This is a genomic window from Halopseudomonas yangmingensis (assembly GCF_900114825.1).
Lineage (GTDB): Bacteria > Pseudomonadota > Gammaproteobacteria > Pseudomonadales > Pseudomonadaceae > Halopseudomonas > Halopseudomonas yangmingensis.
In genome coordinates this window covers 167,239-193,361 of record NZ_FOUI01000002.1, presented here as the reverse complement: position 1 = coordinate 193,361, position 26,123 = coordinate 167,239, and the positions used below count along the sequence as shown (strand labels likewise).

Sequence of the window (26,123 nt, the reverse complement as noted above, 5' to 3'; positions counted from 1 at the left end):
TGCGTTGCTGAGCGCCGCGCGATAACGCCAGCGGGCGCCGCTTACTGATCGCCGTTGGCCATGTCCAGAATGGCGCCGACGATGTCGTTCATGGTGATGATGCCGACCAGTGCGTTGGCATTGGTCACCAGCACCCGGTGCAGGCCCATGTTGACCATGAACTTGGCCACGTACTTGACGTCCAGCTCGCGCGAGACGATCAGCGCCGGCTTGGTGTAGATGTCGTAGACATTCAGCAGGTCGATGTCGCCTTCCTCGGCAACAATGGTTTTCAGAATGTCCTTGTAGGTGACCAGGCCATAGGCATCGTGCTCGTTGCCCTTGTCCACCACCAGCGACTTGATGTTGTGCTCGCGCATCTTGCGCATGGCATCACGCACCGAGGCGAAGGCGGAAATGGTCACCACATTGGGGATCATGATGTCTTTGACCAGCATGTCGGTTCTCCCGGGCTCAGAGGTCGTTCTTGATCAGTTGTTCGAATTGCTCGATCTGTTGGTGATCGATGCCGGCGATATGTTCCAGCGGCAGGGTGAACACCACGCCACTGGAATGATTCTTCAGGTCCAGATCATCAACCAGTCGCTTCATCACCTTGAGTGACAGCTTTTTCTCCAGCACGAAGATCATTACCGTCTGGCCGCCCTCGAAGGTCAGGCCAAAAAAGGTCTTTTTCTGCTCGTTGCCCAGTCCTCGGCCATTCAGGATGGTCACCCCGCCGGCGCCGGCGGCCTTGGCCGAGGCGATGGCCTGTTCCTCAAGGTCTTCGGCCAGCATGGCCACCAGTGCTGCGAATTTCATGCTTCAGCTCCTTTAAGACGGTACAGCAGTTCGCTGGCGATGGCGTAGAGCATCACCGTGATGATCGGAAAAATCGAGGCGAAGGCGATCAGGCCGAAGCCGTCCATCAGTACGCTGCGCCCTTCGATATGGGTGGCCAGACCGATGCCCAGTGCGGTGACCAGCGGTACGGTCACCTCCGAGGTGGTGACCCCGCCAAGGTCGAACGCCAGCGGCACGATGAACTTCGGCGCCAGCAGGGTCAGCACTATCACCAGCGCATAGCCGCCCATGATGTAGTAGTGGATGGAGTCACCGGTAATGATGCGGTGTACGCCGATGGTGATGCCGATCGCCACGCCCAGCGCCACCAGCAGGCGGATGTGGTTGCCGCGCAGCTTGCCATTGGCGGCTTCCTCGGCCTGCTCGCCAATGGCGATCAGTGCCGGCTCGGCCATGGTGGTGGCGAAGCCGATGCAGAAAGCGAACAGGTAGACAAACAGCAAGGTATCCAGCCCGATCAGCTGTTCGGCCATGCTGCGCCCGACCGGGAACAGGCCGAGCTTGAGGCCGACGACAAAGGCATACAGGCCGATCAGCACCATGGCAAAGCCGAGTACGGTGCGCCGCAGGTAGGGGATCGCCTTGCGGATCACCCCGTACTGAAAGAACACGATGACCACTATGATCGGCAGCACATCGATCAGCATGCGCAGCAGGTCGCCGAGCATGCCGACCAGTCCGTAGAGCAGTGTGACAAGCCAGTGCTGTGCCTGCTCGCCGGCGCCCGCCAGCAGCTGTTCGGCGGCGGCGACAACCGGCTCCGCAGGGGCCGGCAGGAGGGTGAATACCACTATGCCGTATAGCTGCACCACAATCATCGGCACCATCACTGCCAGCGCCACCAGCCCGAAACCGTGCAGCAGCGGGTTGCGGCCCTTGATCGATACGGCCAGGCCAATGCCCAGGGCGGCGATCAGTGGCACGGTGACGATATTGGTGGTAACACCGCCGGAGTCATAGGCCAGTCCGACGATTTCCTCGGGGGCGAAGAAGGTCACCGATACCACCAACAGATAGCCGGCGATCATGTACCAGTGCAGCGACTGGCCGAGCAGGATGCGCAGGACGCCGAGGGCTACCACCACGCCCACCGAGAAGGCCACCAGCAGCCGCAGGATCAGCGCGTCGATGCGTCCGGCGCTGATCATTTCCGCCTGGCTGGCGACCGCGATCAATGCCGGCTCGGCAACCACCGCCGAGAACCCCAGACAGAAGCCAAAGGCCATCAGCAGCGACAGTGAACCCTTGCGGGCAAAGGCATTGGACAGGTTCTTGCCGACCGGGAAAATGCCCAGTTCCAGGCCGCGCAGGAAGATCGCCACGCCAAACACCACGATCAGCAGACCGGCCAGCATGCTGACCAGGCCTTCCGGCACCTGACGAATCACCAGGGCCTGAAACACGCCAACCACCACCACGATCGGCAGCAGATTGTTGAACGAGTGCTTGAGGGTGTGCCAGAAATCGTGCAGATGATTCACAATAGACGCCGTCGCTTGCATCCTTACATTCGATTGATGCTACCAGACATTTCTGAATCCTTACTGACAAAGGTCAACTCCGCGTGGCAAAACCGGACTCTTCCGCAAAAACCTCAGTCATGACGCTGCGCAGCTGGATGTGGCGTGCCTTTGTACAGAGTGCGTTGATCCCGCTGATTCTGGTCGAAACGGTGCTGGTCGCTGCCTATTTGCTGACCAATATGGCGATTCGTGATGCCCAGATCGAACATTTGCGTGAATCGGCGCTGGTGGATCTGCAAAGCGCGGCACGCCAGGAGGCGGCGTTAATCAGCCAGCGTCTGAGAACGGTCAGTGAACTGACCGACATATTTGCCCGGCGGGTGCAGGATGCCTTGCTGGCGCAGCGTTATCTGGACAATCCCCTTGAGCGCCAGCGGTTACAGCGCAACGCAGAGGGCGTGCTCTTCAGCCCGGATGATAATGGTCGTGCTGCGAGTTTCTATTCGGGACTTACGCCGCCTGAGCAGCAGGATATGGAACGGGTGCTGCGCCTTACACAGCTGGACGGGCTGATGAAGGCGATCGAGCAAAGCAATCCTCTGGTCGCCTCCATCTACTTCAATACCCATGACAGCTACAACCGGATCTGGCCATGGTTCTTTACGCCGGACCAGTATCCGCCCGATATGGATATCCCGGCCTACAACTTCTATTACCTGGCGGATGCCGAGCACAACCCGGGGCGGCGGGTAGTCTGGACCGATATCTACGTCGACCCGGCCGGACATGGCTGGATGATGTCGTCACTGGCACCGGTCTATCGCGGCGAGTTTCTTGAGGGTGTTGCAGGTCTGGATATCACCGTGAGCCAGATTCTGGAGGAGATTTCTGCGTTGCAGGTGCCCTGGGGCGGCTACGCCATGCTGGTCAGCGAAGAGCTGAACATCATGGCGCTGCCGTCGGCAGGTGAGGCGGATCTGGGATTGAGCGAACTCACCAGTCACAGTTATGACGAGGCCATCAGTCAGGAAGTATTCAAGCCTGAAGACTTCAACCTGGCCAGTCGGGAGGATACACAGCGGCTTGCCGATGCCTTGCTGGCACAACGCGACGGTGTCAAGCCGGTCAGTCTGGGCGGGCGCCGTCAATTGGCAGCCTGGGCGGAAATCCCTGAAACCGGCTGGCAATTGGTAACGCTGGTCGATGAAGAGGCTGTGTTCAGTCGGACCAATCAGCTGGCCCGGCATTTCCAGAATATCGGTTATCTGCTGATTGCCGGGCTGGTGCTGTTCTACCTGCTGTTTTTTGCCGGCATGTGGTGGCGTTCGCGTCAACTTAGTCAGCAACTGCAGACCCCGATTGCCGGCGTGGGCCGGATGCTTGAGCGTATTGGTCAGGGTGAGCGTCACCCGCAAAGGCCCGCTGCCGCCTTGCTGGAACTGCAGCAGATGGCAGAGCATGCCGTTCGTCTGGGCGGTCAGCTGGAAAGTAGCGAACAGCAGCGCCAGTCGGTGCTGGAACAGCTGGAGAGAGTGCTTGATTCGACAACCGAGAGTCTCTGGGAGGTCGATCGGCATACCCGGCAGATCACTATCCAGGGACGACTTGCCGAATGGCTCGGACTCGGCCGTCCGTCGCTTGAACTGGAGAGTTTTCTGGGCTTGATTCATCCGGATGATCTGGGGGTGGCCCGCAGCAGCCTGCTTCCGGATTCGACATCGCAACGCCTGCAGGCAGAGTATCGCCTGCATAACCCGGCGGGTGAGTATCGCTGGTTGCTGGGGCGCGGACGTATTGAAGCCACAGATTCGCACGGCAGACCTCAGCGAATAGTCGGCACCCATGTCGATATCGATGCCCTTAAAGCGACTGAACAGGCGTTGCGCAGCGCCAGCCAGCAGGCGCAATCGGCGAATATCGCCAAAAGTCGCTTCCTCTCCAGCATGAGCCACGAGCTGAGAACGCCCTTGAATGCTGTGCTGGGTTTTGCCCAGCTGTTGGCGCTGGATCTGGAGGATGCCAAGGCTGATGACCGCCAGATCAATCAAGTCAACGAAATACTCAGGGCCGGCCAGCATCTGTCGCTGCTCATTGATGATGTACTGGATTTGGCTCGAATCGAGGCAGAACGTCCCGAGGTGCGGCTGGAAACGGTCGATGCAGCGCAGATCATGCGTGAGTCGCTGGAACAGGTGCGTCTGGATCTTGAGGCGGCCGGCCTGCAGATTGACAGCCTGCCCCCGCCGGGACCGGTATGGGTGACTGCCGAGCCGCGACGGCTACGGCAGATACTGCTCAATCTTCTGAGTAATGCGATCAAGTACAACCGCCCGGGCGGCCGAGTCGGTCTGGACTGCCGTCGGGTAGGCGGATGCTGGCAGTTGAGAGTCAGTGACAGTGGCCGAGGCATTGCCGCCGAACGCCAGCACCTGCTGTTCAAGCCGTTCCAGCGACTGGGGCACGAAAACGGCACCATCAAGGGTACCGGTATAGGTCTGGCATTATGCCGCGAGTTGGCTGGTCTGATGCATGCAGAGATGGGCTTTGAAAGTCAGGAGAGTATCGGCAGTCATTTCTGGATCGAGCTGCCGGTCGCTGCAGAAATGATCTCCATTACGCAGGAGGCAGGCGCGCCCTTGCTGGATGTGGTGTACGTCGAGGATGACCGTTCCAGTCAGATGCTGGTGCAGCACGCGCTGGCGGAGATGGCCAGGGTAACCTTGATCGGCAATGGCGTGGAGGCTCTGGACCGGATCGTTGAGCGGCCGCCCCAGGTGTTGTTGCTGGATATCGATTTGCCGGACATGCAGGGTGACCGACTGTTGCGCACGCTGCGCAGTAGCGCGCGTACCCGCGATCTGCCGGTGATTGTCATCAGCGCCGGCGCGTTACCGGCTGATCGTGAAAGGGTCAGCGATCTGGGCGTGCTGGCCTATCTGACCAAACCGTTGCAGTTGCCGGAGCTGCGCGAGGCCATGCAACAGGCAGTCAGGCTATTGGGTCGGCGCTGAGTCAGTGGCCGGCCAGGCTGATGTCCACCATAAGGTCATCAGCCAGGCTTTCCAGGTCGCGACGCAGCTGATCCAGATCGGTTTGCGGTCCGACAGCCAGAAGGGCTTCGGCACGAAACAGCAGGTCGGCACTCATGGGAGCCGGGCTGCGTTCGGTTTCCAGTGCCTCGACGTTGACCCCGTGACGAGCCAGCACCTGTGACACTTCGAGCACCAGGCCCGGGCGGTCGTTTCCGAGCAGGTCCAGTTGCAGGTGATCGGGTTCACGCTCCGCTTCGGCAGCACTGATAGCCAGTTGCACACTGATGCCCTGGCTGTTGAGAGCTTCCAGGTCCCGGCGCAGTGCATCCACGTCGGCCTCGGCGATATCCACCCGCAAGATGCCGGCAAACTGGCCGGCCATGCGTGCCATGCGGCTTTCCAGCCAGTTGCCGGCGTGGGCCTTGATGGTCTGGGCCAGTGTCTCTACCAGCCCTGGCTTGTCTGCGGCAATGACCGTCAATACCAGATGTGTACTCATGGGAAGTTCTCCGAAAGTCAGTCTTGATGGCCGGTGCCGCTGGAGAGCATTTCACGGCAGTTGTCACGCAGTGTCTCGAAGTCGTAGTCGGTCAGGCCAATGTAGTCGAGAATCGCATCGCCGGTATCCTCCCATTCGTGGTCCTGTTCGCCGCCGCCGAGAATTTGGTGGGTGCGACAGATGTGTTCGGCCATTTTCAGGATGGCCAGACGGTTTTTCAGGCCAATATCGGCGCAGCGATCCTCGATGAACAGCTGGCGGGCGTTGTGGTGGTTGGCAATGGCTTCGCACAGGTGCGGTGGCAGCAGCCAGGATTTTGCAGTGAAATAGCCGACCACCGCATGGTTGGTATTCAGGTGCAGGTTTTCCACATCGACAATGCGTTTGCCCGGGGAGTGGTAGGACGTCTCCAGCACATCGATGTAGTTGTCGAAGCGACTGAACATCAGGGGAATGCCGCAGTTGTGAAACAGCCCCAGCGCATAGGCCTCGTCCGGCTCGGTGCAGCCGAGCTGCTTGGCCAGTGTCATGCAGGTGGCTGCAACATCCTGGGCGTTGTCCCAGAAGCGGTTCAGTTTGAGGATGTTGTCATCACTCAACTGGCTGCGGATGGACTGGGCGTTGACTATGTTCACCACCCGGGCAATGCCCAACAGGTTGACGGCCTGCTGAATCGAGGTAATGCGGTTGGACAGTCCGAAAAACGGCGAGTTGACGATTTTCAGCAGGCTGCCGGACAGGCCGGGGTCCTGACTGATCAGCCGTGCGATATTGCGCATATCCGGCTCCGGCATCATCTGTTCCATCTGCAAATCGACCATGATCTGCGGTTGGGGGGGTACACGAATGCCCTGCAGGGCTCGCTTGATCTGCTCTTCGGTCAATTCCGCACTCATTGCTCGACTCCGTGATGCCAGGGCGCCAGTTTAGCCGCAGACTGCACGCGCTGGCACCCTGTATAATCGTTGCAGATTGTCTGCAACAACAGGCGGCACACTGCCGCACTGTCTGCCCCGTCATCACAGGAGTTTCTGCCCATGTCCCTTCCCGGTTTGCGCCTCAAATCCAATGCCGACAGGCGCATCAAGGCCGGACACCTGTGGGTGTTCAGCAACGAGGTGGATATCGCCCAGACACCCTTGACCGCGCTGGAGTCGGGCCAGGAGGTAACGATTGAGAACGCCTCCGGAAAATTTCTGGGGCTGGCTACTGTCAGCCCGAACAATCTTGTCTGTGCCAGATTGCACAGCCGTGACGCCAGCCATCCGCTGGACAAGTCGCTGCTGGTGCATCGCCTCAAGGTTGCCCTGAGCCTGCGCCAGCGGCTGTTCGAGCAGCCTTTCTATCGGTTGGTCTATGGGGATTCGGATCTGCTGCCGGGGCTGGTGGTGGATCGTTTTGGTGACTATCTGGTGGTGCAGATCAACACCTGTGGCATGCAACGTGTGCAGGATGCAATTATCGAGGCGTTGGTGCAGGTGCTGAAACCGGCGGGCATCCTGTTGCGCAATGACAGCGGTGCGCGCGCCCTTGAGGGGCTCCCGGCGACCGTCGAGCTGGGCTTTGGCGAAGTGCCCGAGCGGGTGGCGCTGGTGGAAAACGGCGTGCAGTTCGAGGCGCCGGTATGGACCGGTCAGAAAACCGGCTGGTTCTACGACCATCGGGTCAACCGTGCGCGGCTGGCGCCCTGGGTCAAGGGCAAGCGGGTGCTCGATCTGTTCAGCTACATCGGCGGCTGGGGCGTGCAGGCGGCGGCCTTTGGTGCCAGTGAAGTGATGTGTGTCGACAGCTCGGCGCCGGCGCTCGATCTGGTCGAGCAGAATGCCGCGCTGAATGGCGTGGCCGAGCGTATGAGCGTGGTCGAGGGCAATGTGCTGGATGCGCTGCGCGAGCTGAAGAACGCTGGTGAGAAGTTCGATGTGGTGATTGCCGATCCGCCGGCCTTTATCAAGAAGCGCAAGGACATCCGCAATGGCGAGCAGGCCTATCGCCGGCTCAATGAGCAGGCCATGCGTCTGCTCAACCGTGATGGCCTGCTGGTATCGGCTTCCTGTTCGATGCACCTGGCCGAGGACAGCCTGCGCGATATCGTCAATGCCTCGGCACGTCACCTCGACCGGCATCTGGTGATCACTGAGCGCGGCTTCCAGGGCCCGGATCACCCGCTGCATCCGGCCATTCCCGAGACCGGCTATATCAAGGCGCTGTTCTGCCGCGTGCTGCCGGCCTGAGCCGGCGCTGCTAACGCAGACTCAACACCGGCCAGCCGGCACCCTCGGCATGCGCGCGCAGCGTGTCGTCGGGGTCGACCGCCACCGGGTGGTCGACCATCGACAGCAGTGGCAGGTCGTTGATCGAGTCGCTGTAGAACCAGCTGCCCTCCAGATACTGGTTGTTTTCCAGCAGCCAGCGCTCCAGCCGGGTCACCTTGCCCTCGCGGAAGCAGGGAATGTCGGTGGTGCGGCCGGTATAGCGGCCATCGCTGCGCTCGCACTCGGTGGCCAGCAGTATGTCGATGCCGAGGCGGCGCGCAATCGGGGCGGTGATAAAGCGATTGGTCGCGGTGATGATCATCAGGGTATCGCCGGCTTCACGGTGTCGGGCAATCAGCGCCTCGGCCGCCGGCAGAATGATCGGTTCGATTTTTTCGTGCATGAATAGTGCATGCCATTCGTCCAGTTGCGCCTGGCTGTGTTCGCCCAGCAGCTGCAGGCAGAAATCCAGATACACGCGGATATCCAGCCGACCGGCCAGGTAATCCTCGAAGAAAGCATCGTTTTTCGCCTTGTAGCTGGCGGCATCGACGATGCCCTGTTCAACGATAAATTCGCCCCAGGCGTGGTCGCTGTCGCCGCCCAGCAGCGTGTTGTCGAGGTCGAAAATTGCAAGTGGCAAGGCAGGTGCTCCGCTGTCTGTGAGTCAGCACACAAGCATAATGCAGCGGCGGCACAAAAGCTGCACGCTCGGGCACTTGCGCAATTGCTGCTGCGCGCGTCTTTGTGGAACAATGCCTTGACACGTATTCAGGGGTAACAGCAGTGATCGACGCCGAAGGTTTCCGTCCCAATGTAGGCATTATCCTCGCCAATGAGGCGGGGCAGGTGCTGTGGGCGCGGCGTATCAATCAGGATGCCTGGCAGTTTCCCCAGGGCGGCATCCAGCACAATGAAAGCCCTGAACAGGCGCTATACCGTGAGCTGCACGAAGAAGTCGGGCTGCAGCCGGATGACGTGCGGATTCTTGCCTGCACCCGAGGCTGGCTGCGTTACCGTTTGCCTCAGCGACTGATCCGCAACAACTCGCGACCGGTATGCATTGGCCAGAAACAGAAGTGGTTCCTGCTGCAACTGACCGCCGAGGAGCAGCGTGTGTGCATGACCACAACGACCAAACCGGAATTCGATCACTGGCGCTGGGTAAGTTACTGGTACCCGCTGGGTCAGGTGGTCTCGTTCAAGCGCGAAGTTTACCGCCGGGCGCTCAAGGAACTGGCGCCACGACTGCCTAACGGATAACCGCTGATGCTCAACATGCTCAACACGCTTCGCCGTGTCGTCCAGGAAGTAAATGCCGCCCGCGACCTGCCGTCGGCGCTGGACATCATTGTGCAGCGCGTGCGTGAGGAAATGGGCACCGAGGTCTGCTCCGTCTATCTGTTCAATCCGGATACCGGACGTTATGTGCTGATGGCCACCGAGGGTCTGAACAAGGCGGCGGTTGGTGTGGTCAGCCTGGCCAGTAACGAGGGTCTGATCGGCTTTGTTGGCGCCCGTGAGGAGCCTGTGAATCTGGAGGATGCTGCCGCGCATCCGCGCTTCCGCTATTTTGCCGAGACCGGCGAGGAGCGCTACGCCTCCTTCCTTGGCGTGCCCATCATTCATCATCGTCGGGTGATGGGGGTTTTGGTGGTACAGCAGAAGGCGCGCCGGCAATTCAGTGAGGGTGATGAAGCCTTTCTGGTCACCATGAGCGCACAGTTGGCCGGCGTGATTGCCCATGCCGAGGCGACCGGCGCCATTCGTGGCCTCGGCTGGGGCGGTGAGGTGGTTCAGGACACCCGTTTTGATGGTGTCCCTGGTGCGCCGGGCGTGGCCATAGGTCAGGCGGTAGTGATGTTGCCGCCGGCCGACCTCGGGTCGGTGCCTGACCGGCATATCGAGGATGTCGAGGCGGAACAGCAGTTGTTCCGTGAGGCCCGCGAGGCAGTGCGTGACGACATGTTGCAGTTGTCGGACAAACTGGCCAGCCAGTTGCGCCGTGAGGAGCTGGCGCTGTTCGATGTATACCTGATGATGCTCGACGATGCTGCATTGGGTAACGAGGTCAACGCACTGATTGCCGGCGGGCAATGGGCGCAGGCCGCCTTGCGCGACGTGATTGCTGCACATGTGGCGCGCTTCGAGGCGATGGAGGATTCCTACCTGCGCGAGCGTGCCACTGATATCAAGGATATCGGTCGGCGGGTGCTGGCCTTCCTGCAGGAAGCCGGTCGTGAGCAGCGGGTATACCCCGAGCAGTGCATTCTGGTCAGTGAGGAAATCACCCCGGCAATGCTTGGCGAGGTGCCCAAGGAAAAGCTGGTTGGCCTGGTTTCGGTGATGGGCTCGGGCAACTCGCACGTGGCGATTCTGGCGCGCGCCATGGGCATACCCACGGTGATGGGTGTGGTCGATCTGCCCTATTCGCGGATGGACGGGCTGGAACTTATCGTCGATGGCAATCATGGCGAAGTCTATTCCAATCCGTCCCAGGAATTGCGCAAGCACTACCTTGAGCTGGTGCAGGAAGAACGTGAACTCAGCCAGGGGCTGGAGGAACTCAGCGAGCTGCCCTGCGTGACGGTAGACGGTCACCGGATGCCGCTGTGGGTGAATACCGGCCTGCTCGCTGATGTGGCGCGTTCACTGGATCGTGGTGCTGAAGGTGTCGGTTTGTACCGCACCGAAGTACCCTTTATGGTGCAGGATCGCTTCCCTAGCGAGAAGGAGCAGCAGATCACCTATCGTGAGCAGCTGGAGGCCTTCCATCCGCTGCCGGTGACCATGCGATCGCTGGATATTGGTGGCGACAAGGCGCTGTCCTATTTTCCGATCAAGGAAGACAACCCCTTTCTTGGCTGGCGCGGCATCCGTGTGACCCTCGATCACCCGGAAATCTTCCTGGTGCAGACTCGCGCCATGCTCAAGGCCAGTCAGGGCCTGAACAACCTGCGTATCATGCTGCCGATGATCAGCAGCGTGTACGAGGTCGAGGAGGCGCTGCACCTGATCCACCGGGCCTACAGTGAAGTGCTGGACGAGGGGGTGGATGTGCCGATGCCGCCGGTCGGGGTGATGATCGAGGTGCCGGCGGCGGTCTATCAGGCGCGTGAGCTGGTGCAGATGGTCGATTTTTTGTCGGTGGGCACCAACGACCTGACCCAGTACCTGCTGGCGGTGGACCGCAACAACCCGCGTGTAGCGGATCTTTACCACTCATTGCATCCGGCAGTCTTGCATGCGCTGGTCAGAATTGCCTCGGCCTGTCGCGATGCCGGCAAACCGATGAGCGTCTGCGGCGAGATGGCCGGCGACCCGGCGGCGGCGGTGCTGCTGATGGCGATGGGCTGCGACGTGCTGTCGATGAACGCTACCAACCTGCCCAAGGTAAAGTGGCTGCTGCGCCAGATCAGTCTGACCGATGCCAAGGCGCTGCTGGATGAAGTGCTGGGGCTGGATAACCCTTATTTGGTGCAGAGTAGTCTGCACATGGCGTTGAAGCGCATGGGTCTGGGTAAAGTGCTTATCCAGTCACGCTGAACTGCCAGCGTTGCTCACCGGCAGACATCCCTTGCGCAGCAAAGCGCCGTTCGATAAAGCTGACCTCGCCGCTGGCCTGCAGCCGCAGCAGGCTGCAGGCACGGGTGCCGTATTCCTCGCCGAGAATGAAGGCCGCCGACAGGCGCCGTTCCCACGCCAGCGGTACCCCGGTATCGGGCAGTTGTTCATCAGGATACTGGCGACTGTCGGTCAGCAACGCCAGCAATTGCTGGTCACTCGCGTGCAGATGATGCTGCAGGCCGTCACGCAAGGCACAAGCCTTGGGCCAGGGCGAATCCAGATCGGCATTCGATAACACGTGCAGCCCCGGCTCAACCGCCTGCACTATGGCGCCATGGCTGTGCAGGTGCCAGAGCTGTTGGCTGTCGCCGACCAGCAGGTTGAACCCGCCATAATCGCCGGCCTGCGCCTGCAATGCCTGCAGATAGACCTCTGGCGCAGTGCTGCCAAGCAGATAATCCAGTACCAGACTGCCGCGTGAACGCACGCCCTCGACCCGGTTGCCCGAGCGGATATTGGTCAGACAGGCGAAACGGCCGTTGCGGGTCACGCCCAGCCAGGTGCCGCCGGCCTGCAGGTCCTGCCCGGCCAACAACTGCGGGTGGCCGCGGTCATCCCAAAATCCGGCGGGGCGGGTAGGGCGGGCGTGAAATTCATCACGGTTGCCAAGCAACAGCAGCGGCTGGTCATCGACCTGCCAGGCGAAGGCCAGAAGGCACATGGGCAAGCTTTCCCTTGAACTGGTTTACGCAGGCTAACATGCCAGGCAGGTTTGGCGTGGCACCATGCATGTGCTGAATATCCTTGCTTCGGCGTAGGTGGCGCATTTCCGCTACAATGCCCGACTGTTGTTATGGAGCATTGGTGACGTGGAATTTCTGCTTTATCTGATTCTGGGTGGTTTTGCCGGTACCCTGGCCGGGCTGTTCGGCGTCGGTGGCGGCATGATCATAGTGCCGGTACTGGTGTACAGCTTTTCCGCCCAGGGCATCGCCCCCGAGGTGCTGACGCACATGGCGGTCGGCACCTCGCTGGCCACCATAGTGTTCACCTCGATCAATTCGATTCGTGCCCATCACCTGAAGGGCGCGGTACGCTGGCCGCTGTTCCTGTGGATGGCAATCGGCATTCTGCTCGGCAGTGTGCTGGGCGCGCTGACGGCCTCGACCATCAGCGGGCCCTGGTTGCAACGCATCATCGGCGTGTTTGCCATCTGCGTGGCGATCCAAATGGCCTTTGACCTGCGCCCCAGAGCGGCGCAGGCGATTCCCGGGCGTAGCGGTCTGGGGGGCGCCGGCGTGGTGATTGGCTGGGCCTCGGCGATCTTTGGTATCGGCGGTGGTTCGCTGACAGTGCCCTTTCTGGTCTGGCGCAGCGTGCCGATGCAGCAGGCGGTGGCCACCTCGGCGGCCTGTGGCCTGCCGATCGCCGTAGCCGGTGCCTTGAGTTTTATCTGGACCGGCTGGGCGCAGGCCGGCCTGCCGGACTGGAGTGTCGGTTATGTCTATCTGCCGGCCTTGATCGGCATCGCTGCCACCAGCATGCTGTTTGCCGGATTTGGCGCGCGGCTGGCGCACCGGTTGTCGCAGCAGTTGCTCAAGCGCCTGTTCGCGCTGTTGCTGGTGGGTGTCGGCATCAACTTTCTGACTTGAGGAGCGTACATGCTCAGTTACCCGACTATCGACCCGGTGGCCCTGCAGCTGGGTCCGCTGGCGATCCACTGGTACGGCCTGATGTACCTGATCGGCATTGGTGGCGCCTGGTGGCTGGCGCGCCTGCGGCTGGCCGGTTTTGATCCGACCTGGAGTCGCGACAAGCTGTCCGATCTGGTGTTCTGGGTGGCGCTGGGGGTGATTGCCGGCGGGCGGCTGGGTTACATCCTGTTCTACGACCTGGGCAGCTATCTGTCGAATCCGGCATTGGTGCTCAAGGTCTGGCAGGGCGGCATGTCGTTCCACGGCGGCCTGATCGGTGTGCTGCTAGCGGTCTGGTGGTTTGCCCGGCGCAACAACAAGCGTTTCTTCGAGCTGATGGATTTTGTCGCGCCCATGGTACCGATCGGACTGGGTGCCGGGCGCATCGGCAACTTTATCAATGCCGAATTGTGGGGCCGGGCAACCGATGCGCCCTGGGCCATGGTATTCCCCACCGATCCGCTGCAACTGGCGCGACATCCGTCGCAGCTGTACCAGTTTGCCCTGGAGGGTGTGGCGCTGTTTGCCATCCTCTGGCTGTATTCGCGCAAGCCGCGTCCGACCATGGCGGTCAGTGGGCTGTTCGGGGTCTGCTACGGTATATTCCGTTTTCTGGTCGAGTTCGTCCGCGAACCCGACGCACATATCGGCTATCTGGCCTTTGGCTGGTTCACCATGGGGCAACTGTTGTCGCTGCCGATGATTCTGATTGGCGCTGGTATGATGCTCTGGGCCTACCGCAAGCAGGAACGCAACGCATGAAACAGTATCTGGATCTGATGCGCCATGTGCGTGAGCATGGCACCTTCAAGAGTGACCGTACCGGCACCGGCACCTACTCGGTATTCGGCTACCAGATGCGCTTTGATCTGGCCGAGGGCTTTCCGCTGGTGACCACCAAGAAGTGCCATGTGAAGTCGATTATCCATGAGCTGCTGTGGTTCCTGCAGGGCGACACCAATATTCGCTACCTGAAGGAAAATGGCGTCTCCATCTGGGACGAGTGGGCGGACCCGAACGGTGATCTGGGGCCGGTATATGGCTACCAGTGGCGCAGCTGGCCGTCGCCCAACGGCGAGTCGATCGACCAGATCAGCAAGCTGCTGCAGATGCTGCGCAGCAACCCGGACTCGCGCCGGCTGATCGTCTCGGCGTGGAATCCGGCGCTGGTCGATCAGATGGCGCTGCCACCCTGTCATGCGCTGTTCCAGTTCTATGTGGCTGACGGCAAGCTGAGCTGCCAGCTGTACCAGCGCTCCGCCGACATCTTCCTCGGTGTACCCTTCAATATCGCCAGCTACGCGCTGCTGACCCTGATGGTTGCGCAGGTCTGCGATCTGCAGCCGGGCGAGTTCATCTGGACCGGCGGCGATTGCCACCTGTACGCCAACCATCTGGAACAGACCGACCTGCAGTTAAGTCGTGAGCCGCTACCGTTGCCGAGCATGCGACTGAATCCCGAGGTGCACGACCTGTTTGCCTTCACCTACGAGGATTTCACCCTGGAGAATTACCAGGCGCACCCGCACATCAAGGCGCCGGTGGCGGTATGAGTTCACCGCGCCTGGCGCTGATCGTGGCGATGGCCGAGAACCGCGTGATCGGTATCGACAACCGCCTGCCCTGGCATCTGCCGGAGGACCTCAAGTACTTTCGCAGCGTGACCATCGGCAAGCCGATCATCATGGGCCGCAAGACCTTCGACTCGCTGGGCCGGGCCCTGCCGGGGCGCACCAATATCGTGGTCAGCCGCCAGCCGGGATTGCAGTTGCCCGGTGCGCTGGTGGTTGAGTCGCCGGCGGCGGCGCTGGCAGCAGCCAACGCCCAGGCGGTGCAGGACGGGGTTGACGAGGTGTTGCTGATTGGCGGTGCGCAGCTGTATGCCGAGCTGCTACCGCAGTGCCAGCGGCTGTATCTGACCGAGGTGGCACTGCAACCGGATGGCGATGCCTGGTTCCCGGCGTTGCAGCCGGATGACTGGCGAGAGCTGTCGGCACGCCCGGTGGCTGCCAGTGATGTCCAGCCGGCGCACTGTTACCGGGTGCTGGAACGGGTCGTTTCGGACAGTTGAGCCAGCAGGCTGTTCAGTGGTTGCGGCTTGCCGATCCAGTAGCCCTGCAGGGCGTCCGCCCCCCAGTCGCCAAGACAACGCGCCACCCGCGCATTTTCCACGCGGCCGGCAACCACCTGCTTGCCGATGCTGTGGGCCAGACCGATCAGGTTCTTCAGCCAGGCAGCGGCTTGCTGTTCGTCACCCTGTTGCAGGGTGCGGCTGTCCAGTTTGATGCCGGTGATCGGCAGCTGGGCAAAGAAGCCAAGGGCGCCGTAGCGGTCACCAAAGTTGTCCAGCCAAACCTGCAAACCCATATCATGCAGGGTATTGCACAGGCTTTCAGCCAGCTCCGGGTGTTTCAGTAACACCTCCTCGCGCACCTCCAGCCGGAGGTCCTGTGGTGCCAGCTCCAGCTGTTGCAACTGGCGTTGCAGGTGCTCGCAGAAACGCGGTTGACGCAACTCGCGCTCACTCAGGTTGATTGCAAGGCGCGCACTATGGCCGGTTTCGCGCCATTGGCGCAGCGCCACCGCCGCCATACCGAGCACCTGCTGGCCGATCGGCAGGATCAGTCCGGCATGTTCGGCCTGCGCCAGAAAAGCTGAAGGCGCCAGCAGCCCCAGGCGCGGATGCTTCCAGCGCAGCAGGGCCTCCCAGGCCAGCGTTTCTCCCGTGTGGCTGTCGAGCATCGGCTGAAAGTGCAGGTCGAACTGCTCGGTCATCAATGCGTCGCGTAGTTCCTGCTCGATCAACAGATTGTTCGGTACCCGGTCCTGCTGGTCCGGCTGGTACAGCTGAAAGCCATTACGCCCCTGCGCCTTGGCCTGATACAGCGCCTGGTCGGCATTCTGTAGCAGCTCGGTGGCATTCAGCCCGTGGTTGGGGAAGGCGGCAATCCCGATACTGGCTGACACCAGCAGGTGATGGCCGCCGAGGGTGACCGGCTCGCCAAGGCTGTTGATGATCTTGGCGGCAATCAGTGCGGCGTCATCGAGATCCTGCAGACCAGCCAGCAGGGCGACGAACTCGTCACCACCGATGCGTGCCACCAGGTCCTCGGCACGCATGCTGCGCCGCAGCCGGTTGGCAATCACTGCCAGCAGCAGATCGCCGAGGCCGTGGCCGAAACTGTCGTTGATCTGCTTGAAGAAATCCAGGTCTATATACAGCAGCACGAAGCCCTGCCGGGTACGCTGACTGCGCAATACCAGACGCTCCAGCTCCTCCTCCATGCGTGCGCGGTTAGCCAGGCCGGTCAAGGGATCCTGGCGGGCCTGCTGCATCAGTCGCTGGGATTGCAGATGTCGCCGGGCGGCAGTGGCCAGGCTCCTTTCCAGCGCTGATGGGGTCAGTTCCTCCAGGGCCAGCAGCTCATCGGCACCGGCGTCGATCAGTTGCACATCACGCAGGTTGGAGGTGCTGTCGGCAACCAGCAGCAGGCAGTCGGGGGCGGTTTGTCGCAGGCTTTGCAGCAAAGACAGGTTGGCCGGCAGCAGGCAGACACTGACCCGGCCATGCATCAGCCGCTGGCTGGCCTGTTCGGGTGCAGTGCACTCCTGAATCAGGATGTGGTTGCCCGGCAGTGCCAGACACAGGGATTTCAGCCGCTCACGATAATCGCGATCGGCACCGATAAGCAGCACACAGACGTCTGATCCCTTCATGCTGTCCCCCGGACTGTCCCGTGTCGAGTACCACAGAAGTCTAGCCGGTGCCGCCGCGTTGCGCCGCCAGCCGCCAACGGGGGCGACCAGCGGTTAATTGCTGCCTGGGGTGCCGGCTGCCGTGCAGCTGGCGTTACCAGCCACTTCCGCGGTGGCACGCCCCAGCAGCACCGCCACTTCGCTGCTGTCACGGGAGCTGTATACCCGGCCCCCGGTGCTCTCGGCGATGCAATTGGATTCGGTGCTATCGCCAAGATTGACCAGGTTGATGCGTAGCCGCGGCTGCTTTCTGGCAATGCGACTGGCAATCTGGCAGACATCCATGCCGCAGCCATCCTCGCCGTCGATAAACAGCACCAGCACGGCATCACGCTGGCGGCCATCCATACGTTTGGCGGCGGCTTGCAGACTGGCACCCAGAGGCGTGCCGCCATCGGCCTCGAAGTGGCCAATGCGCGCAGTCAGTTGGGCGCGCTGACTGCGCGGGAAAATGCCGTGATCAACCAGATTGTCGCAACCGGCAAAGGTGATCAGCCGCATGTCGATATCCCCATGCAGCTGGCCGATCATTTGCGTGAATGACTGTTTCGCCACATCCAGGCGCGATGGCGGGCTGAGTAACCGGCGCATGTCCGGGTGATCCGGGGACAGCCGTGCGCCGCCATGCAGCAACCGGCGCTCCTCTGCGCTGCTGGTGGCTATGTTGAGTTCCATCGAGCCTGAGGTGTCGAGTACCACGGTAAACTCGGGTGGCTCGGCGCCGGCAGGGCGACAAGCGGCTGGAGTGAGCGGTTGCCGCTCGCCGGGCGCTGACAGGTAGCCGTTGTCGGCCAACCACCACAGCAAGAGGGCAAGCAGGAACAACAATGCCAGCAACAGCCAAGGCCACAGGCGCCTGCCTGCGTCAGCTGCCGATGGCGGGGCGGCGGCAGGCGAGCCTGGCAGGTCTCCCCAGCCGATCAATACAGGGTCACCGTTGATGCTGAACAGTTGCTGCGGATCAGGCGTGGCCAGCAGGCTGCGCAGGGTCTTGGCCTGCTCCTGCCGGCCCGAGGCGTCCAGACTGTCGGCCAGCAGCTGAATTGCCTGCTGACGCTGGCGACAGCTGTCGAGCAAGGCGTCCCGGGCTTCAGGCGCCAGGCTGGCGAAGGCCAGCGGTTGACCAGCCAGCGGAGTCCACCACTCGACTGCTCCATCCTCAGCGGTGCGTGGCAGGGCGAACAGGTTGGCGATGCTGGGCGGGAAATGCTGTTTGATCAGTGCGACCCTGGCATTCAGCCGGGCTACAGTCTGCGGGTCAATAACGCCGTCACGGGCAATTCTTTGCATCGAGCATGCTCCGAAATTGCATGGGCGTCGCAAGGGACACCCATGCCGGCCTATTCGTACCCGAGGCTCAGCTGGAGTCGACTGACCTGGCGCTGCAAGTCGCGCAGTTCCTGTTGCCGCGTGGCTACCGCCGCGGGGCTGCTGGCCGGCGATTGCTCGAGGCTGTGCATCTGCTGCTGGAGCTGGATTATCTGCTGCTGCACCTCGGCCTTGCTGGCATGGCGCGCCTGCAACTGTGACAGCAGACCGCGCAGCGAGCGGTTGAGATCTGCCTGCTTGCGCTGTTGTTCTTGCAGACTGAGGCTGGTCGCTGCCTGCTGTTCGGCAATCTGCTGGTAGACCTGGCGGAAGTGCTCGTTTTCGGCACGCGCCTGGGCCAGCTCCTGCTCCTGCTGGCGGACCTGTTCGGAATAGCCGCCGGAAAAGTCACAACTGGCCTTTTCCAGCAGGCTGGCATTGGCATTGTAGGAATTGCACTGGCGGGGAGTGCTGGCACAGCCAGCCAGCAGAGCCGCGGCCAACAGGCAGCTTGAAGCTTGCAGCAGTTTCATGAACACCTCACCCCAGAGTAATGGCCGAACGCTGATTGTAGAGACCGTCAACTTCCTGTTGCAGTGCAGCAACCCGCTGGTTCATGCGGGCAATTTCCTGATCGAGTAGCTGAACCTGGTCACCGGCACCGTCATTGCGCTCCTGCTCGGCTACCCGCTGATATTCATTGGCCTTGGCCTGCATGTTGCTGATATCCCTGCGCATGGTGGCGATGTTCTTGTCGATGGCAGCAATTTCCCGGCTGGCAGCATCGATATCCAGAGTCTGGTTCTGCATGTCCTGCTGGATCTGGGCAAGGCGTTGCTGGTCGTCACTGATGACCATCTGCATGGTTTCACTGCGGGCGATCACCCGGTCGGTATCCTGGCGGATGTCCGCGGTCATGATCTGCAGGCGCTCGGTGGTGTTGGCATACTCTGAACGGCGCTGGTCCAGGTAGTAGTTGGCGCCCATGGCCACGCCGCAGGCGGTGAGGCCGACGAGAATCATGCACTGCTGCTTGTTGCTGCTTTCCGACAGGGCACACGCAAGCATGCCAACGCCAGCCGCGGCGGCACAGGCCTGGAAGCCAGACTGGCTGAAGAACTTGGCATCATGGCCCTGGGTCAGACGGGGATCGGCGCTGACACTGTTGGACGACTGACTGCCGCCAGTGGTAGCGCAGCCGGCCAGCAACAGGCTGCCAGCGGTCAGCAGGCTGATGGCGAGTTTTGAGCGAATACGGGTTTTCATGGTCATTTTTCTGCTCCTTGGGGTAACTATTTGAGTACTGCCTTGCAGTTGCTCAGCCAGGCCTGGGTATCTATCTTCTGGGTTCTCAGGAATGTTTCCTGGTTGCTCCAGTGGGTTTGCAAGTAGGGTCCGAGTTCCTGCAACTGGCGGTTGCGGTTGATCAGTTCGTGCATTACCGGTACCTGCCGTGACAGCAGTGGATGCCCGTAGAGACTGGCGGCCTCGACCAGGCTGCTGGCGTAATAGCGGCTGAGCTTGTGCAGGCGGTCGCGTTGTTCATTGAGTTTTTCCTGGCGCATCGGGCAACTGGGGTCCTGGTCATCCTCGCCGGCACAGTTCAGCTCGTAGTTGCGTTGCAGGAAGTCCAGATATTTGCCGTCATCGAGCATTTTGGTGCAGAGGAAAGCCCCCAGGTTTAGGCTGGCACGGATCGCCTGGTCGCGGGCTTCTTCCTGTTGCTGGTTGCTGGCGCGCAGTTCGTTTTCCAGGCTTTTCAGGCGCTCGCGCAGACGCTGGTCCTGAACGCCGGATGCCAGGTTCTCCAGCTCCTGAACCGTGTCGGTGGCCTTGCCGTCGCTACCAGGCAGGGTGCCAAGTTTCTTCCACTCGGACTCGATGCGGGCAACCCGCTCACGGCTGGTCAGGGTCGGCGATACTACCGCCAGTCGTAGTCCGGTGGTGCGACTGGTAAAGCTGTTGGCTCCGTCGTAGTAGCTGCGCTCGGCCCGCAGCGAGGTGCGGATCTCGCCCTGTGCCGTGAGGTAGTTGCCGCCGCGCACCACATAACCCCCAGCCTGGCCGTGCTGACGATCCAGCTTGTTCAGCCTGAAGGGTTCGAAGATCATTTCGTCGACGTTACCGAGCATGTCATGCAACCCCAGCGGGTTCGGCTGCAGCAAGCCGGCCAGTTGCAGCTGACCATTGGCCGACTGGCTGCCGGCGAACCATTCATGTGCCTGCATGCCATCCGGCATCGGGTAACGGGTATCGCGGAACTCGGCGGTGCCAACGGCCAGACCGCCGCGTGCAGCAAACTCCCATTCGACTTCGGTGGGCAGGCGCACAAAGCCGCTCACTCCATCTTCCTTTGGCAAGGCGTCGGCGGCATGCGTGCGCAACCACAGGTTGTAGGTATGTGCAGCCTGCAAGGCATCGTGCCAGCTCAGCGAGACGGCAGGCAGTCGCAGGCGCGTCGAGGGCTCGGGGCATTGCTCATCGGTCAGAGCTTTGAGCTGCAGTTGGCTCATTTCGTATTTGGCCAGCAGGTAATAGCGCGAGCTGGCAGCGTCGGCGGAGGAAAAACTGCCGGCAATGAAGGCCGGACGGGTCTGCTCCATATAGCCCCATTCGTCGGTTTCCTGGCCGATATGTATCGGGTAGTCGTCCAGCGGGCCGGACAGCGGAATGTACACCTTGCGAAATACCATGGCGCCATTGCATGGCATCGGCAGTACCATATCCCCGTCGGCAGGCATTGGGTTGTAGTGACGCTCTTCCCAGCTGGCGGCCTGGGCCGGCAACAGACAGAGGGCAGCCACAGGGGCCAGCAGTGCGCACAGGCGCCGGCGATTTCTAGAGCTCACGCAAACTCTCCGCAGGTTGGATTCGGATGGCACGCAGGGCACCTGTGACGGACACGCCGGCGGCGACCGCCAGGCTCAGCAGCAGGGCGGCAATGCCATGCCAGGGTTCGATGGTGCAGATGAACTCGCCAGTGGCGCTGGTACTGCCGAGCAGGCGATCAAACAGCCGGGCAGCCAGCAGGTACAGCGCCAGTCCGCCCAGGTAGCCGAGCATGCCGAGCAGCAGGGCTTGCAGCACCAGATAGCCGGCAATGGACGGAGCCTTGAATCCGAGCAGCCGGAGTATCGCTATATTGCCGCGCTTGCGGTCGATATTAGCCAGCAGGGCGCCGGTCAGCGAGGCAATGCAGCCGGCCAGTGCTGCGGCGGCAATCACCGTGAAAATTACTCCCAGCACATGGCTGATTGCGCGTACCTGTTCTATGTCCGCCAGTCGGCTGCTGGTCTCGATATGCTGCTGGTTCAGCCAGCGCTCCAGTGGCGCAACCTGTTCAATGCTGCGTGCATACAGCCGTGCCCGGGCATACTGCGGAACCGCGGCGACCAGCGGAGCACCGGTGTTGCCACCAAGCTGGGTTACCAGATAACCGTCCCGGTAGTGCTCCAGCTGCTGCAGGGTGGCCGGTGCGACGAAGGCCGCCGCACGGGCAAAGCGTGCCGCCTCGAGCACCTCGACCACCTGCAGCAGTAGCTGGGCCTGCTCGTTACTGTCGTTGAGCCGGCGCATCACCTGCAATCGGATGTTGTCTCCGGTGCTGGCCTGCAGGCGTTCGGCAGCCTGGGCACTGAGGATCAACTGATGCTCATTCAGCTGGCGGGCCAGCCTGCCAAGCAGCGGATCACCTTCGGCACTCGGCAGGATCTCGGCATTTTCGACAAAGCGTCGGCCGTGCTGCAGGTCTGCCAGAGTGTTCAGCGAGCGGGTCTGGCCGATCGCAAAGCCGACCTCGGGGCGCTGGCGTAACTGGTCTATCCAGGCGCTGTCGTAGTTGCCGCTGCTGAGCATGCGAATTTCCAGATTGCGCGGGTCATCCAGCAAGTCACTGCGCAACTGGCTGACGATACCGTTCTTCAGTCCGAACAGCAGTAGCAGGGGCGCGATCACCGCCACCAGCGAGGCGGCAATGCAGAAGGACACCTTGCGGTCGTGCCATAGATCCAGCAGTGCCAGCCTGCCCAGCAGACCAATGTGCTCAGGCCATGATTTCAAAGCGCGTGGCCCCCTGCTGATTGACCGCGCACAGGCGCTGCATTCCGTACTCCTGCAGCAGAGCCCAGTCGTGCGAGACGATCAGGGCACTGAGCTGCAGCCGCTCGACCAGTTCCAGCAGCAGTTGCAGCAATCGTCTGGCGTTACCCGGATCCAGCGCGGCGGTTGGCTCATCGGCCAGCAGCAGCTGGGGTTCGTGGGCAATCGCCCGGACACAGGCTACCCGCTGACGTTCGCCAATCGACAGCGCCTGCGGCAGCTTGTGCAGCAGTCCTTCCAGTTTCAGCGCGCTGACGGCCTGATCCAGCGTTCGACTATGCCCTGGCAGGCCCAGCAGACGGCGCGGCAGGCTGATGTTTTGGCGCACGTCGAGGAACGGCAACAGCCCGCCACTCTGCAGCACGAAGCCGAGGTGGCGTGCGCGGATGTCCGCGAGTGCTGCGGCTTGCTGCCGCTGCAGCAGCTGGCCGATATTCACGGGGTCCCGACCCAGCTGATAGCTGTCGAGCTGCTCGGGCTGCAGCAGCAGGCCGATGCTTTCCAGCAGGGTGCTCTTGCCACAGCCACTCTCACCGGTGATGGCGCGGATTTCACCCGGCTGCAGATCCAGCTCGGGCAGTATCACCCGGTGCTCACCGCGCTGGACCTGCAGGTTGCGTATGTGCAGCATACTCAGGGCATCATCTCCAGCGGTACCGGATAGACGCTGTCACGGGCATCGCTGCCCTCGGCCAGGGACACCCAGCGATCAACATCGGCGTTGTAGCGCTGGTAGTGGCGCAATTTGGTTGCCAGATTGCGGATGAAGCGCTCCTGTGCCAGACCATCCCAGCTTTTCCAGGTTTCCTCGTCCAGATTCAGTACTTCGCTCTGGTAGGGCAGGTCCTCAAGGTATTCACCAAGCAGCCCGAGTTCGGCCAGTTGCAGGTTGTCGCTCTGTTTCAGCTTGTTCGGGTCGGCGCCCATGGTGGCGGCCACCGAGCGTAGCCGGTTGAACATTTCCTGCGGCGAGATCAGCCCTTCATTGGCAGCATCCAGTACCTGTCGCAGTACATCGCTCAGATCGCTCAGCTGCGACTTGGTCATCAGTACCCGCACCTCGGTGGTCGGCAGGTTTTGCCTGAGCAGGTCGCGGTCGCTGATCCATGCCTGGAATACCGGTGGTGCCTGGGTGCCGGTTTTCTCCCCGAGATAGGCCAGACGCATGGCGTGGCCAATCAGTGCCGCATCGTCAAGCAGTTTGCGGGTGTCGCTGTCTGTCTCGGCATTCAGTGCACTGCCGATGGCGTCCTCACCCATGTAGGCCGCCTTGACCTGGGTGGTGATGGCGGTGGCCAGGGCATCCACCATATTGCCGAAGGCATTCACGTCCCCGGCATTCACCGGGTAATACAGAGAGGTATTGGTGCCGCCATAGGTCGACAGGGTGCGATACTGGCTTTCTGCCTTGGCGTGGTTTCTGCTGCCGGCCGGGGTTTTCAGGTGCAGGGTATAAATGGCGGCGCCCGGCTTGGCTGCTTCAATGCGGACCTGCTCGGCATTCAGTCCGGTTTTCGACAGGGGGTTGTCGCCTTCAATGGCGCCGGCATCGGTAACCAGGACTATGTAGCGGGCACCAAACTGGCTCCAGTCAACCTCGTCGATGGCATGCATGACACCGGCAAAGGCGTCCTCATCAAAACTGCTGCTGGAGACCCTGGCCTGACGCAGGCCTGAGACCCTGGCCATAAAGTCGGCACCGTCCTGCACGGCATTCGGGTCGGCATACATGCGGCTGGTATATTCCAGGCCAGGCACGGCATCGGTGTTCGAGCGAAAGGCGACCAGGCCAAATTTGACCTGCTTGCCGAGGTTTTCCTTTTCGATGCGCTGATAGATCCGGCTGATTACCTCGCGTGTGCGGTCGATGTAGGGATCCATCGAGATCGTGGAGTCAATCACGAACACCACCGCAGCGCTGAACTCCTTCAGCTGGCTGGTGATGTTCTGGGCACTGCCGGCCGGGTTGCTGGCGCTGGCGGAGTCAGCCTTGCTGACCGAGGCAACATTCAGGATGCGCGTACGGAAACCCTGCTCGGTCATCACTTCCTCGCCACTCAGTACCGGCAGCAGATAGAACTCCTTCTGCATGTCGACGAAGTATTCGGGTTCCTGTGCCAGTACCCCGGATGCTGATCCGTTCTGCTGCAGGGCGCCGCGCAGTGGCGTTACCAGGCTGGCCGGGTCTGCTGTATCGAGGATCTTCTCCAGGGTCGTGCGGTCCTTGAAAAACAGCAGCCGGTCGCGGTTTGCCGGGTTGGTGAAGGCCAGCGAAAGCTGCATCTTCCACTCCACGGTGCAACTGGCGGGCAGCCAGCCGCTGCTCTGGCCGTAGCTGTCCGGGCCGACCTTGAGCCATTCGGTACTGCCGAGGGTGCTACGTTCATACACATAGAAACGGCTGAAGGCTGGCAGTGCCCGGTCGGGGGCGCCCGCCGCGGTGTTGCTCAACTGGCAGCCGGGGGTGGTCAGGACGCGCTGGTACAGGCTCTGCTTGCCCTCCTGCAGCAGCGGACGGTCTGCTGCAGAGGCGCCACAGGCGGCCAACAACAGGGACAGGGTGGTCAGGCGCTGGGCGATGTTCATGGCTGCAAGTCCTCCAGACGTTGGCGTGCCTCGAGGTCATCCGGGGCGTAACCAAGGATGGTTTCGTACCAGTAGGCGGCGGTGGTCGCATCAGCTTCGGCAAAACAGCTGTTTGGCTGGTGGTACCTGGGGTCGTATTCCTGGGCATAGCGGCGGGCTATCTGCAGGTCGCCGGCCTGAGACCGATGGGCGTAGAGGCGTTGGGCAATGCCGCAGTGACCGGCGGCCTTGGCCGCTTCGATGATCTGCAGCAGTTCGTTGCTGTCGGGCATTTGCTGCATGCAGGCCTGCACGAAGGCCAGTTCCGTGCTGTTGGCCATGTTCTCGGTACTGCATGGCTGAACGGTGGCCGGGACCGACTCGGCGGCGGTCTGGTAATCGCTGGCGTCTAGCACCGCGGCGGCGGGCCTGTTGAACAGCCAGAACCAGGCGGTCGCGGCCGCCAGCAGCAATAGCACCAGCACCAGGATTATCCAGGGCAGCGGGCTCTTGCCGGAATTGCCCGTTGCTACCGGGCTGACGGCAGGAGCTGGCGCCGGCGGCTCGGTCGGTTCAGCTGGTGCGGCCTGTTCGGCGGGAGGCTGCGGCACTGCCGGTGCTTGCGCTTGCCGGTCAACTGCCAGGATCGCTGAGGAATCCGCAGCCGCGGCACCGGGACCTCCAGCCAGTGAGGACATCAGGCCGGCTTCCAGTTTCATCGGGTTTTCTTCCTCGACTCCCTCTGCCGTGGAACGCAGTCGGAAGTTGAAAACGCTGCTGGCGGAGCACTCCAGCAGCGGATCGACCAGTGCCGAACCCACCGTGCAGCTGATGCTCTGGCCGTCATCCTCTTCGACGAAGTCCTGGGCAAACCAGCATGGCGTCTTGTTCCATTGCCGGTCCTGTTGCAGGTACATGTCGTCCTGGCTGCGCTGGATGGCAAATTCCAGGCTGCCGCAGTCGTAGTCCCAGCCACGAATTCGCAGGACGCCCTTGCCAGGGGTGGCGCACGCCAGGGGATGCAGTTTGCTATTGATTGACATTAC

Annotated in this window: 24 protein-coding genes; 8 read left to right on the top strand and 16 right to left on the bottom strand. The window is 61.7% G+C overall.

The window, feature by feature from the left end; genetic code table 11:
* Window positions 1-41: 41 nt before the first annotated feature.
* Genes BMZ23_RS03130 through BMZ23_RS03120 form a run of 3 tightly spaced genes read right to left on the bottom strand, consistent with a single transcriptional unit; the run spans window position 42 to window position 2,324 of the window.
* Complete coding sequence (locus tag BMZ23_RS03130; protein WP_093472591.1) at window positions 42-437, bottom strand: CBS domain-containing protein; 396 nt, start codon at window positions 435-437, stop codon at window positions 42-44.
* 16 nt (window positions 438-453) lie between these two features.
* Window positions 454-801 carry a transcriptional regulator gene (locus BMZ23_RS03125; RefSeq protein WP_093472588.1) on the bottom strand — a complete coding sequence of 116 codons (348 nt, stop codon included), beginning with the start codon at window positions 799-801 and terminating at the stop codon, window positions 454-456.
* Window positions 798-2,324 carry a DUF1538 domain-containing protein gene (locus BMZ23_RS03120; protein WP_093472585.1) on the bottom strand — a complete coding sequence of 509 codons (1,527 nt, stop codon included), beginning with the start codon at window positions 2,322-2,324 and terminating at the stop codon, window positions 798-800. The genes BMZ23_RS03125 and BMZ23_RS03120 overlap by 4 nt, the downstream gene beginning before the upstream one ends.
* 119 nt (window positions 2,325-2,443) lie before the next feature.
* On the opposite strand from BMZ23_RS03120, the gene BMZ23_RS03115 reads away from it, so the two are divergent.
* On the top strand, window positions 2,444-5,317 hold the full coding sequence (locus BMZ23_RS03115; RefSeq protein WP_093472582.1) for a hybrid sensor histidine kinase/response regulator: 2,874 nt from the start codon (window positions 2,444-2,446) through the stop codon (window positions 5,315-5,317).
* A gap of 1 nt (window position 5,318) precedes the next feature.
* Here the strand turns inward: BMZ23_RS03115 and BMZ23_RS03110 are convergent, their stop codons facing one another.
* Together BMZ23_RS03110 and BMZ23_RS03105 are read right to left on the bottom strand one after the other, a co-directional pair.
* Window positions 5,319-5,837 carry a glycine cleavage system transcriptional repressor gene (locus BMZ23_RS03110; RefSeq protein ID WP_093472580.1) on the bottom strand — a complete coding sequence of 173 codons (519 nt, stop codon included), beginning with the start codon at window positions 5,835-5,837 and terminating at the stop codon, window positions 5,319-5,321.
* A 17-nt stretch (window positions 5,838-5,854) separates the two neighbouring features.
* Window positions 5,855-6,733 carry an HDOD domain-containing protein gene (locus tag BMZ23_RS03105; protein ID WP_093472577.1) on the bottom strand — a complete coding sequence of 293 codons (879 nt, stop codon included), beginning with the start codon at window positions 6,731-6,733 and terminating at the stop codon, window positions 5,855-5,857.
* 141 nt (window positions 6,734-6,874) lie between these two features.
* On the opposite strand from BMZ23_RS03105, the gene BMZ23_RS03100 reads away from it, so the two are divergent.
* Window positions 6,875-8,068, top strand: a complete 1,194-nt coding sequence (locus BMZ23_RS03100) for a class I SAM-dependent rRNA methyltransferase (RefSeq protein ID WP_093472574.1) — start codon at window positions 6,875-6,877, stop codon at window positions 8,066-8,068.
* A gap of 10 nt (window positions 8,069-8,078) precedes the next feature.
* On the opposite strand, the gene BMZ23_RS03095 is transcribed toward BMZ23_RS03100, so the two are convergent.
* Window positions 8,079-8,732, bottom strand: a complete 654-nt coding sequence (locus tag BMZ23_RS03095) for a histidinol-phosphatase (RefSeq protein WP_093472571.1) — start codon at window positions 8,730-8,732, stop codon at window positions 8,079-8,081.
* A 143-nt stretch (window positions 8,733-8,875) separates the two neighbouring features.
* Between BMZ23_RS03095 and BMZ23_RS03090 the strand changes: the two genes are divergently transcribed.
* Both BMZ23_RS03090 and ptsP read left to right on the top strand, forming a co-directional pair.
* The gene (locus tag BMZ23_RS03090; RefSeq protein WP_093472569.1) at window positions 8,876-9,352 is read left to right on the top strand and encodes an RNA pyrophosphohydrolase; all 477 of its coding nucleotides are present in this window, start codon (window positions 8,876-8,878) and stop codon (window positions 9,350-9,352) included.
* Between the two features lie 15 nt (window positions 9,353-9,367).
* Window positions 9,368-11,635: a phosphoenolpyruvate--protein phosphotransferase gene (gene ptsP, locus BMZ23_RS03085; protein ID WP_093473121.1), complete on the top strand. Its 2,268-nt coding sequence runs from the start codon at window positions 9,368-9,370 to the stop codon at window positions 11,633-11,635.
* Here ptsP and BMZ23_RS03080 read toward each other — a convergent pair.
* Entirely contained in the window at window positions 11,619-12,377 is a 759-nt protein-coding gene (locus BMZ23_RS03080) for an NRDE family protein (RefSeq protein WP_093472567.1), read from the bottom strand. The two genes, ptsP and BMZ23_RS03080, sit on opposite strands and share 17 nt — an antisense overlap.
* 148 nt (window positions 12,378-12,525) lie before the next feature.
* Here BMZ23_RS03080 and BMZ23_RS03075 point away from each other — a divergent pair, with 148 nt between their 5' ends.
* Genes BMZ23_RS03075 through BMZ23_RS03060 form a run of 4 tightly spaced genes read left to right on the top strand, consistent with a single transcriptional unit; the run spans window position 12,526 to window position 15,421 of the window.
* Entirely contained in the window at window positions 12,526-13,308 is a 783-nt protein-coding gene (locus BMZ23_RS03075) for a sulfite exporter TauE/SafE family protein (RefSeq protein WP_093472564.1), read from the top strand.
* Window positions 13,309-13,317: 9 nt separating this feature from the next.
* The gene (gene lgt / locus BMZ23_RS03070) at window positions 13,318-14,112 is read left to right on the top strand and encodes a prolipoprotein diacylglyceryl transferase (protein ID WP_093472562.1); all 795 of its coding nucleotides are present in this window, start codon (window positions 13,318-13,320) and stop codon (window positions 14,110-14,112) included.
* Complete coding sequence (locus BMZ23_RS03065) at window positions 14,109-14,903, top strand: thymidylate synthase (RefSeq protein WP_093472560.1); 795 nt, start codon at window positions 14,109-14,111, stop codon at window positions 14,901-14,903. The genes lgt and BMZ23_RS03065 overlap by 4 nt, the downstream gene beginning before the upstream one ends.
* A complete protein-coding gene (locus tag BMZ23_RS03060; protein ID WP_093472557.1) occupies window positions 14,900-15,421 on the top strand; it encodes a dihydrofolate reductase in 522 nt (173 codons plus the stop codon). Before BMZ23_RS03065 ends, BMZ23_RS03060 begins: the two co-directional genes overlap by 4 nt.
* Here BMZ23_RS03060 and BMZ23_RS03055 read toward each other — a convergent pair.
* The 9 genes from BMZ23_RS03055 to BMZ23_RS03015 all read right to left on the bottom strand — a co-directional run bounded on the left by BMZ23_RS03055 (window position 15,385) and on the right by BMZ23_RS03015 (window position 26,120).
* Entirely contained in the window at window positions 15,385-17,067 is a 1,683-nt protein-coding gene (locus BMZ23_RS03055) for a putative bifunctional diguanylate cyclase/phosphodiesterase (protein WP_093472554.1), read from the bottom strand. The two genes, BMZ23_RS03060 and BMZ23_RS03055, sit on opposite strands and share 37 nt — an antisense overlap.
* A gap of 93 nt (window positions 17,068-17,160) precedes the next feature.
* Window positions 17,161-18,396 carry a VWA domain-containing protein gene (locus BMZ23_RS03050; RefSeq protein ID WP_093472551.1) on the bottom strand — a complete coding sequence of 412 codons (1,236 nt, stop codon included), beginning with the start codon at window positions 18,394-18,396 and terminating at the stop codon, window positions 17,161-17,163.
* Window positions 18,397-18,446: 50 nt separating this feature from the next.
* Window positions 18,447-18,953, bottom strand: a complete 507-nt coding sequence (locus BMZ23_RS03045) for a hypothetical protein (RefSeq protein WP_093472549.1) — start codon at window positions 18,951-18,953, stop codon at window positions 18,447-18,449.
* A 1-nt stretch (window position 18,954) separates the two neighbouring features.
* Window positions 18,955-19,686, bottom strand: coding sequence for a hypothetical protein (locus tag BMZ23_RS03040; protein ID WP_093472546.1), 732 nt, complete (start codon window positions 19,684-19,686; stop codon window positions 18,955-18,957).
* A gap of 20 nt (window positions 19,687-19,706) precedes the next feature.
* Window positions 19,707-21,155: an SUMF1/EgtB/PvdO family nonheme iron enzyme gene (locus BMZ23_RS03035; RefSeq protein WP_093473116.1), complete on the bottom strand. Its 1,449-nt coding sequence runs from the start codon at window positions 21,153-21,155 to the stop codon at window positions 19,707-19,709.
* A 97-nt stretch (window positions 21,156-21,252) separates the two neighbouring features.
* Window positions 21,253-22,473, bottom strand: coding sequence for an FtsX-like permease family protein (locus BMZ23_RS03030; protein WP_245748104.1), 1,221 nt, complete (start codon window positions 22,471-22,473; stop codon window positions 21,253-21,255).
* Window positions 22,457-23,143, bottom strand: a complete 687-nt coding sequence (locus tag BMZ23_RS03025) for an ABC transporter ATP-binding protein (protein ID WP_093472544.1) — start codon at window positions 23,141-23,143, stop codon at window positions 22,457-22,459. Before BMZ23_RS03025 ends, BMZ23_RS03030 begins: the two co-directional genes overlap by 17 nt.
* A gap of 2 nt (window positions 23,144-23,145) precedes the next feature.
* Window positions 23,146-25,098, bottom strand: a complete 1,953-nt coding sequence (locus BMZ23_RS03020; RefSeq protein ID WP_093472541.1) for a vWA domain-containing protein — start codon at window positions 25,096-25,098, stop codon at window positions 23,146-23,148.
* Complete coding sequence (locus BMZ23_RS03015; protein ID WP_093472539.1) at window positions 25,095-26,120, bottom strand: hypothetical protein; 1,026 nt, start codon at window positions 26,118-26,120, stop codon at window positions 25,095-25,097. The genes BMZ23_RS03020 and BMZ23_RS03015 overlap by 4 nt, the downstream gene beginning before the upstream one ends.
* Window positions 26,121-26,123 lie beyond the last annotated feature (3 nt).

Coding starts and splice junctions, on each gene's coding strand:
- BMZ23_RS03130 (WP_093472591.1), bottom strand. CDS start 437: ATGCTGGTCAAAGACATCATGATCCCCAATGTGGTGACCATTTCCGCC.
- BMZ23_RS03125 (WP_093472588.1), bottom strand. CDS start 801: ATGAAATTCGCAGCACTGGTGGCCATGCTGGCCGAAGACCTTGAGGAA.
- BMZ23_RS03115 (WP_093472582.1), top strand. CDS start 2,444: ATGACGCTGCGCAGCTGGATGTGGCGTGCCTTTGTACAGAGTGCGTTG.
- BMZ23_RS03110 (WP_093472580.1), bottom strand. CDS start 5,837: ATGAGTACACATCTGGTATTGACGGTCATTGCCGCAGACAAGCCAGGG.
- BMZ23_RS03105 (WP_093472577.1), bottom strand. CDS start 6,733: ATGAGTGCGGAATTGACCGAAGAGCAGATCAAGCGAGCCCTGCAGGGC.
- BMZ23_RS03100 (WP_093472574.1), top strand. CDS start 6,875: ATGTCCCTTCCCGGTTTGCGCCTCAAATCCAATGCCGACAGGCGCATC.
- ptsP (WP_093473121.1), top strand. CDS start 9,368: ATGCTCAACACGCTTCGCCGTGTCGTCCAGGAAGTAAATGCCGCCCGC.
- BMZ23_RS03080 (WP_093472567.1), bottom strand. CDS start 12,377: ATGTGCCTTCTGGCCTTCGCCTGGCAGGTCGATGACCAGCCGCTGCTG.
- lgt (WP_093472562.1), top strand. CDS start 13,318: ATGCTCAGTTACCCGACTATCGACCCGGTGGCCCTGCAGCTGGGTCCG.
- BMZ23_RS03065 (WP_093472560.1), top strand. CDS start 14,109: ATGAAACAGTATCTGGATCTGATGCGCCATGTGCGTGAGCATGGCACC.
- BMZ23_RS03060 (WP_093472557.1), top strand. CDS start 14,900: ATGAGTTCACCGCGCCTGGCGCTGATCGTGGCGATGGCCGAGAACCGC.
- BMZ23_RS03055 (WP_093472554.1), bottom strand. CDS start 17,067: ATGAAGGGATCAGACGTCTGTGTGCTGCTTATCGGTGCCGATCGCGAT.
- BMZ23_RS03050 (WP_093472551.1), bottom strand. CDS start 18,396: ATGCAAAGAATTGCCCGTGACGGCGTTATTGACCCGCAGACTGTAGCC.
- BMZ23_RS03040 (WP_093472546.1), bottom strand. CDS start 19,686: ATGACCATGAAAACCCGTATTCGCTCAAAACTCGCCATCAGCCTGCTG.
- BMZ23_RS03035 (WP_093473116.1), bottom strand. CDS start 21,155: ATGCCTGCCGACGGGGATATGGTACTGCCGATGCCATGCAATGGCGCC.
- BMZ23_RS03025 (WP_093472544.1), bottom strand. CDS start 23,143: ATGCTGCACATACGCAACCTGCAGGTCCAGCGCGGTGAGCACCGGGTG.
- BMZ23_RS03020 (WP_093472541.1), bottom strand. CDS start 25,098: ATGAACATCGCCCAGCGCCTGACCACCCTGTCCCTGTTGTTGGCCGCC.
- BMZ23_RS03015 (WP_093472539.1), bottom strand. CDS start 26,120: ATGTCAATCAATAGCAAACTGCATCCCCTGGCGTGCGCCACCCCTGGC.